The sequence below is a fragment of the Methylobacterium sp. 1A genome (assembly GCF_058072805.1).
This window is the reverse complement of record NZ_JBYQVE010000002.1, coordinates 1,211,296-1,226,433: the sequence shown is the minus strand read 5'-3', so window position 1 is coordinate 1,226,433 and position 15,138 is coordinate 1,211,296. Positions and strand designations below refer to the sequence as shown.

At 74.4% G+C, this 15,138-nt stretch carries 15 protein-coding genes; 5 read left to right on the top strand and 10 right to left on the bottom strand.

What is annotated here, in order from left to right:
* Window positions 1–10 precede the first annotated feature (10 nt).
* From lanM to ACX9MN_RS25920, 8 genes are all read right to left on the bottom strand, one after another.
* Window positions 11–481: a lanmodulin LanM gene (gene lanM / locus ACX9MN_RS25955; RefSeq protein WP_170855175.1), complete on the bottom strand. Its 471-nt coding sequence runs from the start codon at window positions 479–481 to the stop codon at window positions 11–13.
* Between the two features lie 96 nt (window positions 482–577).
* Complete coding sequence (locus tag ACX9MN_RS25950; protein ID WP_489725832.1) at window positions 578–1,879, bottom strand: hypothetical protein; 1,302 nt, start codon at window positions 1,877–1,879, stop codon at window positions 578–580.
* Window positions 1,873–2,793, bottom strand: coding sequence for a tetratricopeptide repeat protein (locus ACX9MN_RS25945; protein ID WP_042672380.1), 921 nt, complete (start codon window positions 2,791–2,793; stop codon window positions 1,873–1,875). Before ACX9MN_RS25945 ends, ACX9MN_RS25950 begins: the two co-directional genes overlap by 7 nt.
* Complete coding sequence (locus tag ACX9MN_RS25940) at window positions 2,793–3,722, bottom strand: VWA domain-containing protein (protein ID WP_091680954.1); 930 nt, start codon at window positions 3,720–3,722, stop codon at window positions 2,793–2,795. The genes ACX9MN_RS25945 and ACX9MN_RS25940 overlap by 1 nt, the downstream gene beginning before the upstream one ends.
* Window positions 3,723–3,822: 100 nt before the next feature.
* Window positions 3,823–4,857 (bottom strand): VWA domain-containing protein, encoded by a 1,035-nt coding sequence (locus ACX9MN_RS25935; RefSeq protein ID WP_020094040.1) that lies wholly within the window; start codon window positions 4,855–4,857, stop codon window positions 3,823–3,825.
* Window positions 4,854–5,345, bottom strand: a complete 492-nt coding sequence (locus ACX9MN_RS25930) for a DUF4381 family protein (RefSeq protein ID WP_489725831.1) — start codon at window positions 5,343–5,345, stop codon at window positions 4,854–4,856. The genes ACX9MN_RS25935 and ACX9MN_RS25930 overlap by 4 nt, the downstream gene beginning before the upstream one ends.
* Before the next feature lie 51 nt (window positions 5,346–5,396).
* Window positions 5,397–6,266 (bottom strand): DUF58 domain-containing protein, encoded by an 870-nt coding sequence (locus ACX9MN_RS25925; protein WP_489725830.1) that lies wholly within the window; start codon window positions 6,264–6,266, stop codon window positions 5,397–5,399.
* A 146-nt stretch (window positions 6,267–6,412) separates the two neighbouring features.
* Window positions 6,413–7,450, bottom strand: coding sequence for an AAA family ATPase (locus ACX9MN_RS25920; protein ID WP_020094037.1), 1,038 nt, complete (start codon window positions 7,448–7,450; stop codon window positions 6,413–6,415).
* A 257-nt stretch (window positions 7,451–7,707) separates the two neighbouring features.
* On the opposite strand from ACX9MN_RS25920, the gene ACX9MN_RS25915 reads away from it, so the two are divergent.
* The gene (locus ACX9MN_RS25915) at window positions 7,708–8,418 is read left to right on the top strand and encodes an MgtC/SapB family protein (protein ID WP_056533658.1); all 711 of its coding nucleotides are present in this window, start codon (window positions 7,708–7,710) and stop codon (window positions 8,416–8,418) included.
* A 60-nt stretch (window positions 8,419–8,478) separates the two neighbouring features.
* Here the strand turns inward: ACX9MN_RS25915 and ACX9MN_RS25910 are convergent, their stop codons facing one another.
* Window positions 8,479–8,811 carry a hypothetical protein gene (locus ACX9MN_RS25910; protein ID WP_244526967.1) on the bottom strand — a complete coding sequence of 111 codons (333 nt, stop codon included), beginning with the start codon at window positions 8,809–8,811 and terminating at the stop codon, window positions 8,479–8,481.
* Window positions 8,812–9,158: 347 nt separating this feature from the next.
* Between ACX9MN_RS25910 and ACX9MN_RS25905 the strand changes: the two genes are divergently transcribed.
* The 3 genes from ACX9MN_RS25905 to ACX9MN_RS25895 all read left to right on the top strand — a co-directional run bounded on the left by ACX9MN_RS25905 (window position 9,159) and on the right by ACX9MN_RS25895 (window position 12,237).
* Window positions 9,159–10,019 carry a C40 family peptidase gene (locus tag ACX9MN_RS25905; RefSeq protein ID WP_489725829.1) on the top strand — a complete coding sequence of 287 codons (861 nt, stop codon included), beginning with the start codon at window positions 9,159–9,161 and terminating at the stop codon, window positions 10,017–10,019.
* 136 nt (window positions 10,020–10,155) lie between these two features.
* The gene (ispH, locus tag ACX9MN_RS25900; protein WP_091926965.1) at window positions 10,156–11,157 is read left to right on the top strand and encodes a 4-hydroxy-3-methylbut-2-enyl diphosphate reductase; all 1,002 of its coding nucleotides are present in this window, start codon (window positions 10,156–10,158) and stop codon (window positions 11,155–11,157) included.
* A gap of 114 nt (window positions 11,158–11,271) precedes the next feature.
* Window positions 11,272–12,237: a homoserine kinase gene (locus ACX9MN_RS25895; protein ID WP_020094031.1), complete on the top strand. Its 966-nt coding sequence runs from the start codon at window positions 11,272–11,274 to the stop codon at window positions 12,235–12,237.
* A 262-nt stretch (window positions 12,238–12,499) separates the two neighbouring features.
* Here the strand turns inward: ACX9MN_RS25895 and zwf are convergent, their stop codons facing one another.
* A complete protein-coding gene (zwf, locus tag ACX9MN_RS25890; RefSeq protein ID WP_489725828.1) occupies window positions 12,500–14,026 on the bottom strand; it encodes a glucose-6-phosphate dehydrogenase in 1,527 nt (508 codons plus the stop codon).
* 116 nt (window positions 14,027–14,142) lie between these two features.
* On the opposite strand from zwf, the gene dmeF reads away from it, so the two are divergent.
* A complete protein-coding gene (gene dmeF, locus ACX9MN_RS25885) occupies window positions 14,143–15,135 on the top strand; it encodes a CDF family Co(II)/Ni(II) efflux transporter DmeF (RefSeq protein ID WP_489725827.1) in 993 nt (330 codons plus the stop codon).
* Window positions 15,136–15,138: the final 3 nt, after the last annotated feature.

Sequence of the window (15,138 nt, the reverse complement as noted above, 5' to 3'; positions counted from 1 at the left end):
GGAGGTGCGCTTACTTCAGGAGCTGAAGGAGGCTGCGCCCCGCCGGAGTCTTGAGCTCCTCGGCGTCGAGGGTGCCGTCGTTGTCGGGATCGGCCGCCTTGAAGCGCTGCGCGACCAGGGCGAGGTATTCCTTGCGGTCGAGGGTGCCGTCGGAATCGGTGTCGGCGGCCTTCAGGTCCTTCTTGCTGAGCCGGCCCTTCAGCTCCCTGGCGTCGACGGTGCCGTCCTTGTCGGTCTCGGCGGCGTCGAAGACCTTGCCGGCGGCGGCCTGGGCCTCGGCCAGGTCGATCGTGCCGTCGTGGTCGGTGTCGACCATCTTCAGCGCGCGCTCGGTGCCGGAGGACCGGGCGAGGGCCGCCGACGGCAGCGCGGCCGGCAGGACCAGGAGGGTCACGAGGGCGGTGGCGAGGGCGACGGTCGGGGCGCCCATGGTCGGGCGGCGCGTGGCGGCGCGGGCGGATCGGTGCGGGGTCGCGGGCATGGGGCTCTCCGGTGCCGGTCGGTTCCGGCAGCCCAAATCCCGGTCCCGGCTTGCGTTCCCGCGCCCGCCTTCACGAGATGCGGAGCCGCGCCGCGCTCAGCGGATCGGGCCGTCGAGCGGTGCGAGCCGGTCCGCCGCGGCGGGCGCGGCTCCGCCCGGCGCGGCGCGCGACAGGGCTTGGGCCAGGGCCCGGAGATCCGGGACGGGCGCGCCCGCCGCGCCGAAGACCGCCCGGTCGAGGGCCGCGAAGGCGGCCGCGAGGTCGGGCCGCGCCCGCCAGGTCCGGGCGAGGTCGGGGGCGTCCCGCTGGGCCGCGTCGAGGGCCGCGCGGAACCCGGCCGGGTCGCCGGCCCGGGCCGCCGCGCGTAAGGAGCGCCGCGCCGCGCCGGAGAGGCGCAGGCGCGGCCGCCCGAGGCCGAAGCCGATCAGCGCGAGGCCCAGCCCGAAGGCGGCGAGCGCCGAGGCGGCGACGACGAGGGGCGAGGGGATCGCGGGGGGCGCCCGCTCGGTCTCGCGGTCGGGCAGGCCGCCGCCGATCTGCCGGGCCGGGATCTCGGTCTCGCGCATCGTGCGGGTGTTGGTGTCGAACCACGGGATCGCGATGGCGTCGAGGGGGATGATCTCCGGCACGCCGGGCTTCACGTCCCACTGGTAGGTGGCCCGCGCCACGGGTCCCGAGGGCGTCAGCAGCGTCTCGCGGGTGACGGGGCCCGCGAAGGTGATGATGCCGCGGGTGCGCATGACCGGCCGGGGCGGCAGGCCTTCGGCGACCATGCCCTGGGCCTCCAGGGTGACGATCCGGCGGGTGGTCTCGCCGACCTTGATGGTCTCCGGGTCCGGGCTCCAGGAATCGGTGATCGCCACGTCCTTGGCGGGCAGCCACCAGGGCTCCTTGGCGTCGGGGCCGCCGGTGGGCTCGGTCCAGGGTGCGACCGGGAAGGGGATCGGCTTCGAGCGGACCTCGACGACCCGCCGCTCGCCGACATCGTTGACGGTGAGCTTGTGGACGAACGGCTCGATGGTGAACTGGCCGGCATGGTGCGGGAAGACCGCCACGGTGCGGTCGAACGCGATGGCGCTCTGGCCGTCGGGGAGCTTGGTCCGGCTCCAGTGGTCGCGGCCGAGCTGCGTCCACGAGAAGTTCGCGAGAGAGGGCTGCACCACCTCCTCGAGCAGGATCGGCTGCTTGTAGACCCCGTGGATCTTCAGCAGCACCATCTCGCGGGGGAAGGGGGCGCTGTTGCCGTTGAGCTCCGCGGTCACCGTCAGCGTGAGGTCGCCCGGCTCGATCTCGGCCCGGGCGGGCAGGGGGGCGAGGAAGGGCGCGAGGAGGATGAGGGCACAGGTCAGGGCGCGGGTCAGGGCGCGCCGCTCGGAAACGCCGAAAACACTTACCACGGGTTGCTCCCGGCGGGGATCGCGGTGCCGGCCTCGACCCGGCGGGTCTGCTCGGCGCGCAGGCGCAGCTTGAGATAGCGGCCGGGATCGTCCGGCAGGGTCTGGAGCCAGAGCCGGTCCGGGCGGATCTCGTGGGCCTCGAAGCTCTTGGTCACCCGGCGGACCTCGCGCTCGGGCGCCTCGGCCACCATGGCTGAGCCGCCGCCGGTCCGGCCGCGGCCGGCGGCGTCGCCGGCCGAGCCCCGGGCCTGGCCCTTGCCGGCGTCGATCGACTGCTGCTCGGCCTTGCCGCGGCGGGCGACCTTGCTGTTGCCGGGCAGCGACGCGCTGGCGTTCGATTCCTTGTTGCCGGCGAGACCCTCGCCGCTGGAGGCGGCATTGATGTCGTTGTTCTGGTCCTGGTTGGCGGTGTTGTTGTAGCGGGCGCCGTACTGGGCGGTGCCGTTGGCGATGCCGCCGCCGGGCCCGCGGTCGATCACCTCGGCCCGCATCCGGGCGATCAGCGAGCGGTTGGCCTGGGCGTCGGCGTCGCGGGGGTTGAAGCGCAGGGCCTCGTCGTAGGCCGCGAGCGCCCCGTCAAGGTCGCCGGCCCTGGCCAGAGCGTTGCCGAGATTGTAGCTCGCCCGCCGCCCGCCGGCACGGAACAGCGCGACCGCCTCCTCGTAGCGGCCGGCCTCGTAGAGCGCGGCGGCGCGCCAGGCCGGATCGACGAACACGTCCGCGGCGAGGCCCGGCAGGCCGAGACCCATCAGCAGCCGCCCGAAGCCGGTGCGGGGCTGCGAGACCGCGAGCAGCGCCAGGAGGCCGATCCCGGCGAGGGCGAGGCCGGCGATCCGGGCGAGCCGCCGCCAGCGCGGCGGCAGGCCGGCCCGGAGCGGGGCGGCGAGGCCGGTCTCGGGAAGGGTCAGCCGCATCACGCGCTCCTGCGGAACAGCAGCAGCGCCGGCAGCGCCGCCAGCAGCAGCAGCCAGCGCCCGAGATCCGCGTAGGCCAGGACGCCGTAGCCGCCCGCCGCGAGGTGCTGGGCGAGGCCGACCCCGACCGCGTCGAGCACCGGGCCCGGGGTCGCGATGTCGGCGGCCGTGCCGCCGCCGGCCCGGGCGAGGGCGTCGAGGGCGGTCCGGTCGGGCTTCGGCGCGCCGGGCGGCAGCGGCTTGTCGGCCGGGACGTAGAGGGCCTGGAGCCGCCAGCCGTGCTCGGCGATGGCGCGGGCCTCGCGGGTGGCGGCCTCGCCGATGCCGTCGCCGTCGCTGATCAGCACCACGTCGGCCGCCACCACGTTGGCCTCCGCGAGGGTGCGGCGGGCCAGCGCCAGCCCGCGCTCGGGGTGCGAGCCGCGGTCCGGCACCGTGTCGGCGTCGAGGGCGAACAGGGTGGTGCCGAGGCTGTCGCGGTCCGTGGTCGGGGAGGCGGCGAGGTAGGCGTCGCCCGCGTAGACCACGAGGGCGACCGCCTGGGTGCCGGCGGCCTCCGCCACGGCGGCGGCGGCCTGCCGGACGCCCTGGAGGTTGCCGCCCTCGGTGACCGAGCGCGACAGGTCGACGACGAGCACGGTCTCGTCGAGGTTGCGGAAGGTCCGCCCGTCCGCCCGCTCCACCGCGGGGCCGGTCAGCGCCAGGGCGATCAGCCCGGCCGCCAGCGCGGCGGCGAGGTTCGCCTGCCGCCGGCCGCCGAGGACCGCGCCGGCCCGGGCGAGATGGGCCATCAGCGCCGGGTCGACGGCCCGGGCCCAATCGCCCAGCGGCGCCGAGCGCCACGCGGCGCGAAGGGCCAGCAGGACCACGACCGGGATCGCCAGGAACCACCAGGGGCGCAGGAGGGCGACGGCGTCGAGGGCGCTCATCGGGCGGACCCTCCGACCCGCATTCCCGCCCCCGAGGCCGGCGCCGCGCCCCGGCACCGCGGGACGCGGGGGAGGGTCGGGGGCGCGGGGTATCGAACCATCACGCGCCCCTCCGGCTGGCCAGCAGGAGCGCGGCGCTGAGGAAAGCCAGGGCGGCCGGCCAGGGCCAGAGGTCCCGGCGGAGCGGCAGGGGCGGGGCGAGGGCGCGGCCGCCCTCCAGCCGGTCGATGGCGTCGGCGACCCGGACCAGATCCTCGGTGGTGCGCACCCGGAACGCCTCGCCGCCGCTCGCCCGCGCCATGTCGCGCAGGGTCTCGGTGTCGACCACGTCCTGCTCGCCGTCGGCGTCGGCCATGTCGCGGGGCCCCAGGGCGATCGTGTAGACCTTGATGCCGAGTTCCTTGGCGAGCTCCGCCACGTCCTTGGGGGCGGTCTGGCCGGCATTGTTGGCGCCGTCCGACAGCAGGATCACGGCCTTCGCGGCCTTCTCGCCCGGCCTGGCCCCGGCGGCGTCGCCCCCGGCGTCCCGCGGGTCCAGCCGGCGCAGGGCGAGCCCGAGGCCGTCGCCGATCCCGGTGGAGCGGCCGCTGATGCCGATCGTGGCCTCGTCCAGCGCCCGGGCGACCGCCGCGGTGTCGAAGCTCGGCGCCGCCGCCACGTAGGCCTGGTCGGCGAAGATCACGAGGCCGATCCGGTCTCCGGCCCGGCGCCGGATGAAATCGGTGCCGACACGCTTGACCGCGGTGAGCCGGTTCACGGTCTCGCCGTCGAGGGCGAAGTCGCGCCGCTCCATCGAGCCCGACAGGTCCATGGCGATCATGATCTCGCGGCCCGAGGCCGGGAGGGCGGCCGCCGGCATGACGAGGCGCGGGCCCGACAGCGCCGCCACCAGGGCGATCCACAGCGTCCAGGTGAGCAGGGCCCGCCGGCGCCCGCGGGCCGCGCGGTCGGCGCCGGCGCGCGCGCCGGCCACCAGGGTCGCGGGCACGCGCAGGGCGCCGCTGCCGCCCTCCGGCTCCGCCGGGATCAGGCGCGCGGCCAGCAGCGGCAGGGGCAGCGCCAGCAGCGCCCAGGGCGCGGCGAGGTCGAAGGCCGACAGGAGCGCGCTGAGCCACGCGGGCAGGAATCCGCTCATGCCCGCAGCCGCCCGATCAGGCGGGCGAGCTCGGCGTCCAGGGCCTCGAGGTCGGGATCCTGTCGCCGGTACAGCCCGTCGGCGAGCACCCGGCCGGCGCCCCGGGTGAAGAAGTCGGTCCGGAACAGCCCGTCCAGCCGGGCCGCCCAGTCCGGGCCCGTCGCCCGGGTCCCGGTCCCTGCCTCGGCCTCGCCGGACCGGTCGAGAGACCGGTCGAGTCTGCGCAGCAGCCGGGCCTGGGCGACGAGGCGCGCCTCCGGGTCGAGGCCCCGGCTCCGGGCGAGCTCGGCGAGCGCCGCCCGGCGCAGGGTGGCCCGCGCCCGGCCGCGCCCGTAGCGCACGAGCCCCACCAGCAAGGCTGCGAGGAAGCCCAGGGCGGCCGCCGCCACGACCTCGCCCTGCACGGCGCCGGCGGCGCCTCCGGGCAGGTGCAGGCCCCGGAGCTGGTCGAGGGACAGGGGGATCTCGGCGGGCGCGACGGGATTCATCGGGTCGCGCCGCGGATCAGGTCGCCGGGGATCGCGCCGCCGGGTCCGGCCTCACAGCACGGCATCGAGGCGCTCCATGAGCGGCGCGTAGGCCTCCGGGCCGGTCTCGACGTCGAGGCGCACGCCCGCGATGCCGCGGCGGGCGTAGTCGGCGAGCCGGGCCTCGGCGGACGCGTCCGCCTGTCCTCCCGCGGTCGGCAGCGCGGTCCCGCGGCGGCCGTCCGCGAGGGCGAAGGGGTAGTAGCCCGGCGGCCGGGCGCGCTCGAAGGCGTCGCTCACCAGGATCAGCCGGATGGCGATCCGCTCGGCGAGCAGGGTCAGGAGCTCGTCGAAGCCCGGCCCGGGATCGTCCAGGGCGCTGGCGATGACGAGGTGGCCGCCGGCCGGCAGCAGGCTGCGGGCGAGGGCGAGCGTCGCCTCCAGCGGCGGCTCCGCGCGGGTCGGCGCGCCGGACCCGGCCGCCAGCGCGTCGGCATGGGCCTGGGCGAGGGCGCCGGTGACCGCGATCATGGCGCGCTCGCCGCCCGCCGGCCGCAGCACGGTCGGCGCCCCGGCCGCGGCGACCGCGAGGCCGACCCGGCCGCCGTCGGCGGCGACCCGCCAGCCGAGCAGCGCCAGGGCCTCGGCGCCCGCCACCGAGCGCAGGGCCCGGCGGGTGCCGAACAGCATCTCGGGCCGGAAATCGGCGAGCAGCACCACGGCGCGGTCGCGCTCGTCGTGGTGGGTGCGGACGTGCAGCTGCCCGGTGCGGGCCGTGGCGTTGCGGTCGATGAAGCGGCGGTCGTCGCCCTCGGACCAGAGGCGGACGTCCTCCGGCTCCGAGCCGCGCCCGCGGCGCCGGGTGACGATGCCGCCCGGCAGGCCCGCGAGCGTCCGGGTGGCGGGCGCGGAGCCCCGCCGGGCGAGGTGGCGCAGGCCCATCAGGGCCTCGCCCGAGAGGTGGATTCCGTGCCCGGCCCGATCTGGCCCCGCCCCCTGGGCGAGGAAGGGAGGCCCGGCCGTCGGGCCGACCGCCCCCGCGGCCGGGGGAGGGGATCTGCGCCGCGCCTGCCCGAACCCGAACACCGTCAGAGCGCCCGCACCCGCTGCACCAGCTCGCCGACGAGGCCGCGCGCCGTCCGGCCCTCGGCGGCCGCCCGCCAGGTCAGGCCGATCCGGTGGGAGAGGGCGTCGCGGGCCAGCTCCGCGACGTCCTCGGGCGTGACGTGGTCGCGCCCCCGCAGCCAAGCCCGGGCCTTGCCGGCCATCATCAGCGCCAGGGTGCCGCGCGGGGAGGCCGGGTGCTCGATCATGGCGCGCAGGTCCGGGGCGGCCGCGTCGGTGCGGGTCGCCGCCACCAGCCGGACGAGGTAGTCCTTGAGGGCCGGCGACACGTAGGTGGCGAGCGCCGCCTCTCGGGCGGCGCGCACGTCCGCCAGCGACAGCCGCACGGTCATCGCGTCGACGTGGTGGGTGATCTCGCCCTCCACGAGGTCGAGGATCGCCCGCTCGGTGGTCTCGTCGGGCATGTCGACCACGACGTGGAGGAGGAAGCGGTCGAGCTGCGCCTCCGGCAGCGGGAAGGTGCCGGCATGCTCGATCGGGTTCTGGGTCGCCACGACCATGAACGGGTCGGACAGGCGATGCGTCGTCCCCGAGACCGTCACCTGCCCCTCGGCCATCGATTCGAGCAGCGCCGACTGCACCTTCGGGGGGGCGCGGTTGACCTCGTCCACCAGCACGAGGGCGTGGAACAGCGGCCCGGGCAGGAACTCGAAGGTGCCGCTGTCCTGACGCCAGACGGTGGTGCCGGTGAGGTCGGCCGGCATCAGGTCCGGGGTGCACTGGATGCGCGCGAAGGAACCGTCGAGGCCGTCGGCGAGGCGCTTGACCGCGCGGGTCTTGGCGAGCCCCGGCGCGCCCTCGATCAGCAGGTGCCCTCCGGTGAGGAGCCCGATCAACAGGCGCTCCACGAGGCCGGCGCTGCCGATCAGGCCGCGCTCCAGCCCCTCACGCAGCGCCATGACGCGGCCGTGCAGGGCGGCGTCGGGCGTGCTGCTGGACCCTTTGTCGGGTGCGGTGTCGGGCCTGCGTTCGGCGAGGGCGCCGCTCGTGGCGCCGCTCATGCGGAGAACGATCCGGTGCGGAGCGGATCCGCCCGTCGGGCCATGTCCCGGGCCATGTTCCGGGCCTTGTCCTGGGCCGTGTGCTGCATCCTGCACGTCTCCTCGGCCGGGTCCCGGATTCTTAAGGGATCCTCAGGCTCTTGCCGGTGTGCCCGCTGCCCGGTGCGGCCGTCAATCCCGCTTCGGACACGCTTTCCGATCCCGCCCGGGCCATGGTGTCACGGTTCCGTCACCTCTCCGCTCCCATGAGACGCCGGATGACCAGCTACGCCGCCCTCCCCGAAGAACTGAAATCCGCGATCGGCCTGCTCGTGGCCTTCGTGCTGGGCACGATCATCGGGGCCGAGCGGCAGTACCGGCAGCGCACCGCGGGCCTGCGCACGGCGGTGCTGGTCGCGGTCGGGGCGAGCGCCTTCGTGGATCTCGGCATGCGCCTGACCGGTCCGGACGGGGGCGTCCGGACCGTGGCCTACGTGATCTCCGGCATCGGCTTCCTCGGCGCCGGCGTGATCATGAAGGAGGGGATGAACGTCCGCGGCCTCAACACGGCCGCGACCCTGTGGTGCTCGGCCGCGGTCGGGGCCTTCTGCGGCGCCGACCTGCCCCTGGAGGCGGTGTTCGTGATGGTGACGGTGCTCGCCTGCAACACCGCGCTCCGGCCGCTGGTGAACGCCATCAACCGCGCGCCGATCCGCGAATCCGCTACCGAGGCGACCTACGAGGTCCAGGTCACCACGGCGCCCGGCGAGGCCGGGCCGGCGCAGGACCTGCTGGTGGAGCGCCTTGAGGCGGCGAACTACCCGGTCGGCAGCGTCGAGATCGAGGAGCGCGGCGAGAGCGCGGTCGACGTGGTGGCGACGCTCACGGCCAGCGCCGTCAAGGCGGAGGAACTCGACGCCGTGACCAACGAGCTGGCCCGCATGCCCGGCATCCGCCACGCCACGTGGTCGGTGCAGACCGCCGACTGAGCGCGGCGCGCGGGCGGGGCGGCGATCCCGAGGGCCGCCCTCCGGCGGTGAGCCGGGGCGTCAGCGACGGGGGTCGAGGGGCCGGCTGCGGCGCTCGATCACCACGGTCGGGCGCGTGCGGCGCTCCACCACCACGGTGCGCGGGGCCCGGCTCGGGCTCGCCTGGGTCAGGATCCGCTCGGGCATGCGCTCCGGCTTGGCCTTCTTGGCCGCCAGGACGTGGGGGCGGACCTCGTCGGCCGGCAGGCCCATCAGGCCGGCGGCGATCTCGACCTGCTGCTCCACGTCGTCCGCGAGGTCCTGCGCGGCGGCGACCGCCTCGCTCACGGTGGGCGGCTCGCGGCGGACGCGGATCGGTGGCAGGTCGGCGAAGCTCTTCTGCGTCTTCTTCACGGGGCGACTCGCGGTCTTCATGCACCAGACATAGCGCCTTCCGGGCAGGTTGTGCAGTGCATCAAAAACGTGTGATGGGCGCCTCGCGCACATGTCTCGCCGGCGGGTGACGCAGAGGGGACGCGCGGATGATGCGCAGGTGACCCGGATGTGATGCCGGCTGCCGCGCGCTTGGGCAGCCCCGGACCGCTTCGGGCACCCGGTGCCCGATCTGCCGAACTTTCGGGCGACCCCGCGGGCCAGTGCCGGCTGCTCCGGTCCGGAGACGCGCCTCCGTGCGTCATAGCGGCGCAGTCCGGCGGGCCCGCGCTTACCCGCGCTTCAACTCAGCATGGTAGGGTCCGCGGATGACCGAGAGCCTCGATCCCCGGCTGACCCCGGCCCGGCCGCACGTCGCCGATCTCCGCTTGCGGGACCGCGTCGCGGCGGCGCGCTACGTTGCCGGCACGCCGCGGCGGGTGACATCGCCGTCGGCGCCGCTGCGCCGCGCGCCCGCCGCCGACGCGGTGCTCGACACCGAGGCGCTGCTCGGCGACGCGGTCGATCTCTACGACACGGCGGACGGCTTCGCCTTCGTGCAGCTCGCCCGCGACGGCTACGTCGGCTACCTGCCGGCCGACAGCCTCGGTCCGGCCGATCCGGAGCCGACGCACCGCGTCACGGCCCTGCGCACCTTCCTGTATCCCGAGCCGGACCTGAAGCGGCCGGTCCTCGGCCATCTCAGCCTCGGCGCACGCCTCGCCGCGACGGGGGAGGCGGGCGCCTACCTGGAGACGCCGGGCGGCTACGTGTTCGCCCGCCACTGCGCGCCCGTCGACGCGCGCGAGCCGGACTACGCCGCGACGGCCGCGCGGCTCGCCGGGACCCCCTATCTCTGGGGCGGCCGCACCAGCCTCGGGCTCGACTGCTCCGGCCTCGTGCAGCTCTGCCTCGACGCGGCGGGGCTGCCCTGCCCGCGCGACGCCGACATGCAGGAGCGGGCCCTCGGGCAGGCGCTGACGTTCGACCCCGCGCGCCCGGAGGTCGCGGGCCTGCGCCGGGGCGACTTCGTCTTCTGGCGCGGCCATGTCGGGCTGATGGTCGATCCCGAGACGCTGATCCACGCCAACGGCCACCACATGGCGGTCGCCGCGGAGCCGCTCGCCGGGGCGGTCGCCCGCATCGCGGCGCACAGCTTCGGCGCCGTGACGGGGATCCGGCGGCTCTGAGGGAGCCGGCGCGGGTCCCATTCCCGCGGCAATCGTGCTACAGAGGGGCCACGGAGCGGTTCCGCTTCCCTCTTCCCGCCCGGTTCCTGGGCTAGTCCTGTTGACAGGACAGCCCCGCCCTCGCCACATCCCCCGCATGACCGCCGATATCGCGACCCCCGAGCCCGTCCCGGGCACCGCCGGCAAGCCGCCGCTGGAGATCCTGCTCTGCGCCCCGCGCGGCTTCTGCGCCGGCGTGGTGCGGGCCATCGACGTCGTGGAGCGGGCGCTCGCCATCTACGGGCCGCCCGTCTACGTCCGCCACGAGATCGTGCACAACAAGTACGTCGTGGAGAGCCTGAAGCGGAAGGGCGCCGTTTTCGTCCGCGAGCTCGACGAGGTGCCGGACGGCGGCGCCCCGGTGATCTTCTCCGCCCACGGCGTGGCCAAGACCGTCCCGGCCAACGCTGATTCGCGCGGGCTGACGACGATCGACGCCACCTGCCCGCTGGTGACCAAGGTCCACCGCGAGGCCGAGATCCACCACAAGCGCGGCCGCCACGTCCTGCTGGTCGGCCATTCCGGCCATCCCGAGGTGGTGGGCACGATGGGCCAGCTGCCCAAGGGCTCGATCACCCTCGTGGAGGATCTCGAGCAGATCGCCGCCCTGACCCCGGACAATCCCGACAACCTCGCCTGGGTCACCCAGACGACCCTGTCGGTCGACGACACCCGGCACATCGTCGACGCCCTGAAGAAGAAGTTCCCGAACATCACCGGGCCGCACAAGGACGACATCTGCTACGCCACCACCAACCGCCAGGAGGCGGTGAAGCAGGTGGCGCCGCTGGTCGACGCCCTGATCGTGGTCGGCTCGTCGAACTCGTCGAACTCGCAGCGCCTGCGCGAGGTCGCCGAGCGCGTCGGCTGCCCGATCACCCGCCTCGTGCTCCGCGCCGAGGAGATCGACTGGCCGGCCTTCGAGGGCATCCGCAAGCTCGGCCTCACGGCCGGCGCCTCGGCCCCCGAGGTCCTGGTCGAGGAGATCATCGACGCCTTCGCGGCCCGCTACGACGTGATGGTCGACACGGTCTCGACCGTGATCGAGGACATGGTCTTCCCGCTGCCGCGGGAGTTGCGCAGCGAGGCCGCCGAGTAGGCGGTCCGGTCCGACAGCGCCGACGCCCCGGGCTCGGGGCGCGCGGCAGGCTTTATGCGGGGGCGCTTCGGCGCCCCTTGCCGTATCGAACTTCCGACATCAGAGCGCAGACACGTGGCCGTCTACACCGAGGTATCCGACGCGGCGCTCGCCGAGTTCCTGTCCGCCTACGCGATCGGCAGCCTGCTCTCCTTCAAGGGCATCGCGGAGGGCGTCGAGAACTCGAACTTCTTCCTGCACACGACCGAGGGCGCCTACATCCTGACGCTCTACGAGAAGCGCGTCCGGGAACAGGACCTGCCGTTCTTCATCGGGCTGATGGAGCACCTCTCGGCCCGCGGCCTCGCCTGCCCGCAGCCTGTGCGCGACCGGGCTGGCCAGGCCCTCGGCCAGCTCTGCGGCCGGCCCGCCGCCATCGTGAGCTTCCTGGAGGGGGTCTCGGTCAAGGCGCCGGGCGTCGAGCATTGCCGGGAACTCGGCCGGGCCCTCGCGGAGCTGCACGCCGCCGGCCGGGACTTCCCGATGGTGCGGGACAACAATCTCTCGGTGTCCGCGTGGCGCCCGCTCTTCGCGCAGGCCGAGGCCCAGGCCGATTCGGTCGAGCCCGGCCTCGCGGCGCGCACCCGGTCGGACCTCGCCGTCCTGGAGGCGCACTGGCCCCGGGACCTGCCGGGCGGCGTGATCCACGCGGACCTGTTCACCGACAACGTCTTCTTCATCGGCGACGCGCTGTCGGGCCTGATCGACTTCTACTTCGCCTGCACGGACGCCTTCGCGTACGACCTCGCGGTCTGCCTGAACGCGTGGTGCTTCGACCCCGACGGCACCTTCCACCGCGACATGGCCGCCGCGCTGATCGCCGGCTACGAGGCCGTGCGGCCCCTGGAGGCCGCCGAGGTCGCGGCCCTGCCGATCCTGTGCCGGGGCGCCGCGCTCCGCTTCATGCTCACCCGGCTGGTCGACTGGCTGAACGTGCCCCCGGGCGCCCTGGTGAAGCCGAAGGACCCGCGGGAATTCGATCGCCGGCTCACCTTTCACCGCCAGGCGCGGGACGCCCGCGATTACGGCCGGGCGGGCTGAGACGCGGATGAGCCGGCGACCCGCTGGACAACCGGGTCGATCCATCCGCCACGACCGGTTTGACAGGGCCGAACCCCGTCACCGCGAGCGCAGCGCCGTGGCCCAAGGTGGCGCGACGCTCGTCGCCGTGGCGCTGCCCTGGATCGCTTCGCTGCACGCGCACTGACGGCTGGGGCGCAGGGGGCGGCAGGCGGCCGCACCGCTTCGGGAAGGGGAGGCGCGAAACCGCCGACCCTCGCGTTCGAACGAATCGTCGGGCCGCTCAGTCGGTCTCGCCGTCCAGACCCAGCCAGTGGCGGCCGTCGCGGGCGAGCAGTGCGTCGGCCTCCGTCGGGCCGGCGCTGCCCGCGGGGTAGAAGTTCACCTCCGCCTGCGGCCAGCCCTTGAGCAGGGGATCGACCGCGGCCCAGCCGGCCTCGATGTTGTCGGCGCGCTGGAACAGCGTCGCGTCGCCGGTCATGCAATCGTAGAGCAGCGTCTCGTAGCCGACATTCGGCCGGTCGGCGAAGAAGTCCTTGTAGCGGAAGCCGGAGCGCACCCGGCCGATCTTCATCTGCGGCCCCGGCACCTTGACGTTGAACTCGGTGCTGACGCCGTGATCGGGATCGATCTGGATCCGCATCACGGTGGGCGCGAGGTCGGCCGTGGGCGTGTCCTCGAACATCTTGAACGGCGCCGGCTTGAACAGCACGGCGATCTCGGTGCGCCGCCCGGTCATGCGCTTGCCGGTGCGGACGTAGAACGGCACCCCGGCCCAGCGCCAGTTCTCGATGTTGAGCTTCAGGGCGATGTAGGTCTCGGTGACCGAGTCCTTCGCCACGTGCGGCTCGTCCCGGTAGGCGGGCACGTCGCGCCCCTCCGATGTGCCGGCCGTGTACTGGCCGCGCACCGCGTCCTCGGGCGGGATCGGCTTCACGGCCTCGGCGAGCTTGGCCTTCTCGGTGCGCACGGCCTCCGCGTCGAAGGAGTTCGGCGGCTCCATGGCGACCATGCAGAGCAGCTGGAACATGTGGTTCGGCACCATGTCGCGCAGCGCCCCGGTCGGCTCGTAGAAGCCGCCCCGCTCCTCGACGCCCACGGTCTCGGCCGCCGTGATCTGGATGCTGTCGATGTATTCCCGCCGCCAGACCGGCTCCAGCAGGCCGTTGGCGAAGCGGAACGCCATGATCGACTGCACGGTCTCCTTACCCAGGAAGTGGTCGATCCGGTAGAACTGGCTCTCGTCGCCCTGGCGGAGGATGCGGGTGTTCAGCTCCCGGGCCGAGGCGAGATCGGAGCCGAACGGCTTCTCGATGACCACGCGGCGGAAGGTGTCGCCCTCCTGCTTGAGCAGGCCGGCCTGGCCGAGCCCGTCCACGATCGTCCCGAAGAAGCGCGCCGCCACCGCGCAGTAGAACACCGCGCTGCCGGTGACCCGCTGCTTCACGGCCGCGAAGGTCTCGGGCTTCTCGAAATCGCCCTTGAGGTAGTGGAGCCGGTCCCGGATGAAGCCCCAGCTCTTCGGGTCGATATGGTCGGCGTGGAACTCCGAGGTCGGGTCCTTGCTGAACGCCTCCAGGGTCTGCGTGAGGTTCTCGCGCAGGGACTCGTCGGTGCCGTCGCTGTGGTCGACACCCAGGATCGAGAAGCCCTCGGACAGCAGGCCGGCGCCGGCGAGGTTGTAGAGCGAGGGCATCAGCAGGCGCTTGGTGAGGTCGCCGCCGGCCCCGAAGATCACCAGCGTGCAGGGCGGCGCCGGCTGCGTGCCGCAGGCTGCCGTGTCCTTGAGGGCTGTCGTCGGCTCGGCCATCCCTGACTCCCGTGTGGCTGCACTGCACCAAACCGGCCTGACAACCCGCCGCGGCGAGGCCCGTTCCGGTACCCGCTGGGCTATGCTGCGCCGAGGTTAGGATCAAGGAACCCCGCATGCATACCCATTCCCTCGAGCCCTGGGCCCACAGCCACGTCTTCCTGGGCGACCGGCACGATCGCCACGCCCGCCGGACCTGGGCGGTGGTCGCGCTCACGGCCGTCACGATGGTGGCTGAGATCGCCGGCGGCACGTGGCTCGGCTCGATGGCGCTGGTCGCCGACGGCTGGCACATGTCGACCCACGCGGCGGCCCTGGGCATCGCGGCGCTCGCCTACCACTTCGCCCGCCGCCACGCGGACGATCCCCGCTTCAGCTTCGGCACCGGCAAGTTCGGCGACCTCGCGGCCTTCGCCAGCGCGCTGCTGCTCGGCCTGATCGCCCTGCTGATCGGCGCCGAGAGCCTCGACCGGCTGCTGCATCCGGTGGCGATCGGCTTCGGTCAGGCGATCCCGATCGCCGTGCTGGGGCTCGCCGTGAACCTCGCGAGCGTCTGGCTGCTGCACGACGACCACGACGATCACGGCCACGACGACCACGCTCACCATCACGGAGGCCACGCGCACGGAGGTCACGCGCACGCGGGCCACGCGCATGGCGGCCACGGCGGCCACGACACGAACTTCCGGGCCGCCTACGTCCACGTCCTGGCCGACACGCTGACGTCGGTCCTGGCCATCGTGGCGCTGCTCGGTGGGCGCTATCTCGGCCTCGCCTGGCTCGACCCGGCCATGGGCCTCGTCGGCACCGCCGTGATCCTGGCGTGGTCGTGGAGCCTGCTGCGGACGGCCGCCCTCGTGCTCCTCGACGCACGGCCCTCGCCGGCGGCCACCCGGGAGATCCGGGAGCGCCTGGAGATCGGCGGCGACCGGGTCAGCGACCTGCATCTCTGGCAGATCGGGCCGGGCCACCGGGCCGCCGTGATCGCCCTCGTCAGCGACGATCCGCAACCGCCCGCCCACTACAAGGCGCGCCTCGCCGGGGTGAAGGGCCTGAGCCACGTCACCGTCGAGGTCCAGCCCTGCGGGGGGCACGCGGCGGCGGCCTGAAGG

Excerpts from the sequence above, each read along its gene's own strand:
- dmeF (WP_489725827.1), top strand. The coding sequence starts at position 14,143 with ATGCATACCCATTCCCTCGAGCCCTGGGCCCACAGCCACGTCTTCCTG.
- ispH (WP_091926965.1), top strand. The coding sequence starts at position 10,156 with ATGACCGCCGATATCGCGACCCCCGAGCCCGTCCCGGGCACCGCCGGC.
- lanM (WP_170855175.1), bottom strand. The coding sequence starts at position 481 with ATGCCCGCGACCCCGCACCGATCCGCCCGCGCCGCCACGCGCCGCCCG.
- ACX9MN_RS25905 (WP_489725829.1), top strand. The coding sequence starts at position 9,159 with ATGACCGAGAGCCTCGATCCCCGGCTGACCCCGGCCCGGCCGCACGTC.
- ACX9MN_RS25915 (WP_056533658.1), top strand. The coding sequence starts at position 7,708 with ATGACCAGCTACGCCGCCCTCCCCGAAGAACTGAAATCCGCGATCGGC.
- ACX9MN_RS25930 (WP_489725831.1), bottom strand. The coding sequence starts at position 5,345 with ATGAATCCCGTCGCGCCCGCCGAGATCCCCCTGTCCCTCGACCAGCTC.
- zwf (WP_489725828.1), bottom strand. The coding sequence starts at position 14,026 with ATGGCCGAGCCGACGACAGCCCTCAAGGACACGGCAGCCTGCGGCACG.
- ACX9MN_RS25920 (WP_020094037.1), bottom strand. The coding sequence starts at position 7,450 with ATGAGCGGCGCCACGAGCGGCGCCCTCGCCGAACGCAGGCCCGACACC.
- ACX9MN_RS25925 (WP_489725830.1), bottom strand. The coding sequence starts at position 6,266 with ATGGGCCTGCGCCACCTCGCCCGGCGGGGCTCCGCGCCCGCCACCCGG.
- ACX9MN_RS25945 (WP_042672380.1), bottom strand. The coding sequence starts at position 2,793 with ATGCGGCTGACCCTTCCCGAGACCGGCCTCGCCGCCCCGCTCCGGGCC.
- ACX9MN_RS25940 (WP_091680954.1), bottom strand. The coding sequence starts at position 3,722 with ATGAGCGCCCTCGACGCCGTCGCCCTCCTGCGCCCCTGGTGGTTCCTG.
- ACX9MN_RS25935 (WP_020094040.1), bottom strand. The coding sequence starts at position 4,857 with ATGAGCGGATTCCTGCCCGCGTGGCTCAGCGCGCTCCTGTCGGCCTTC.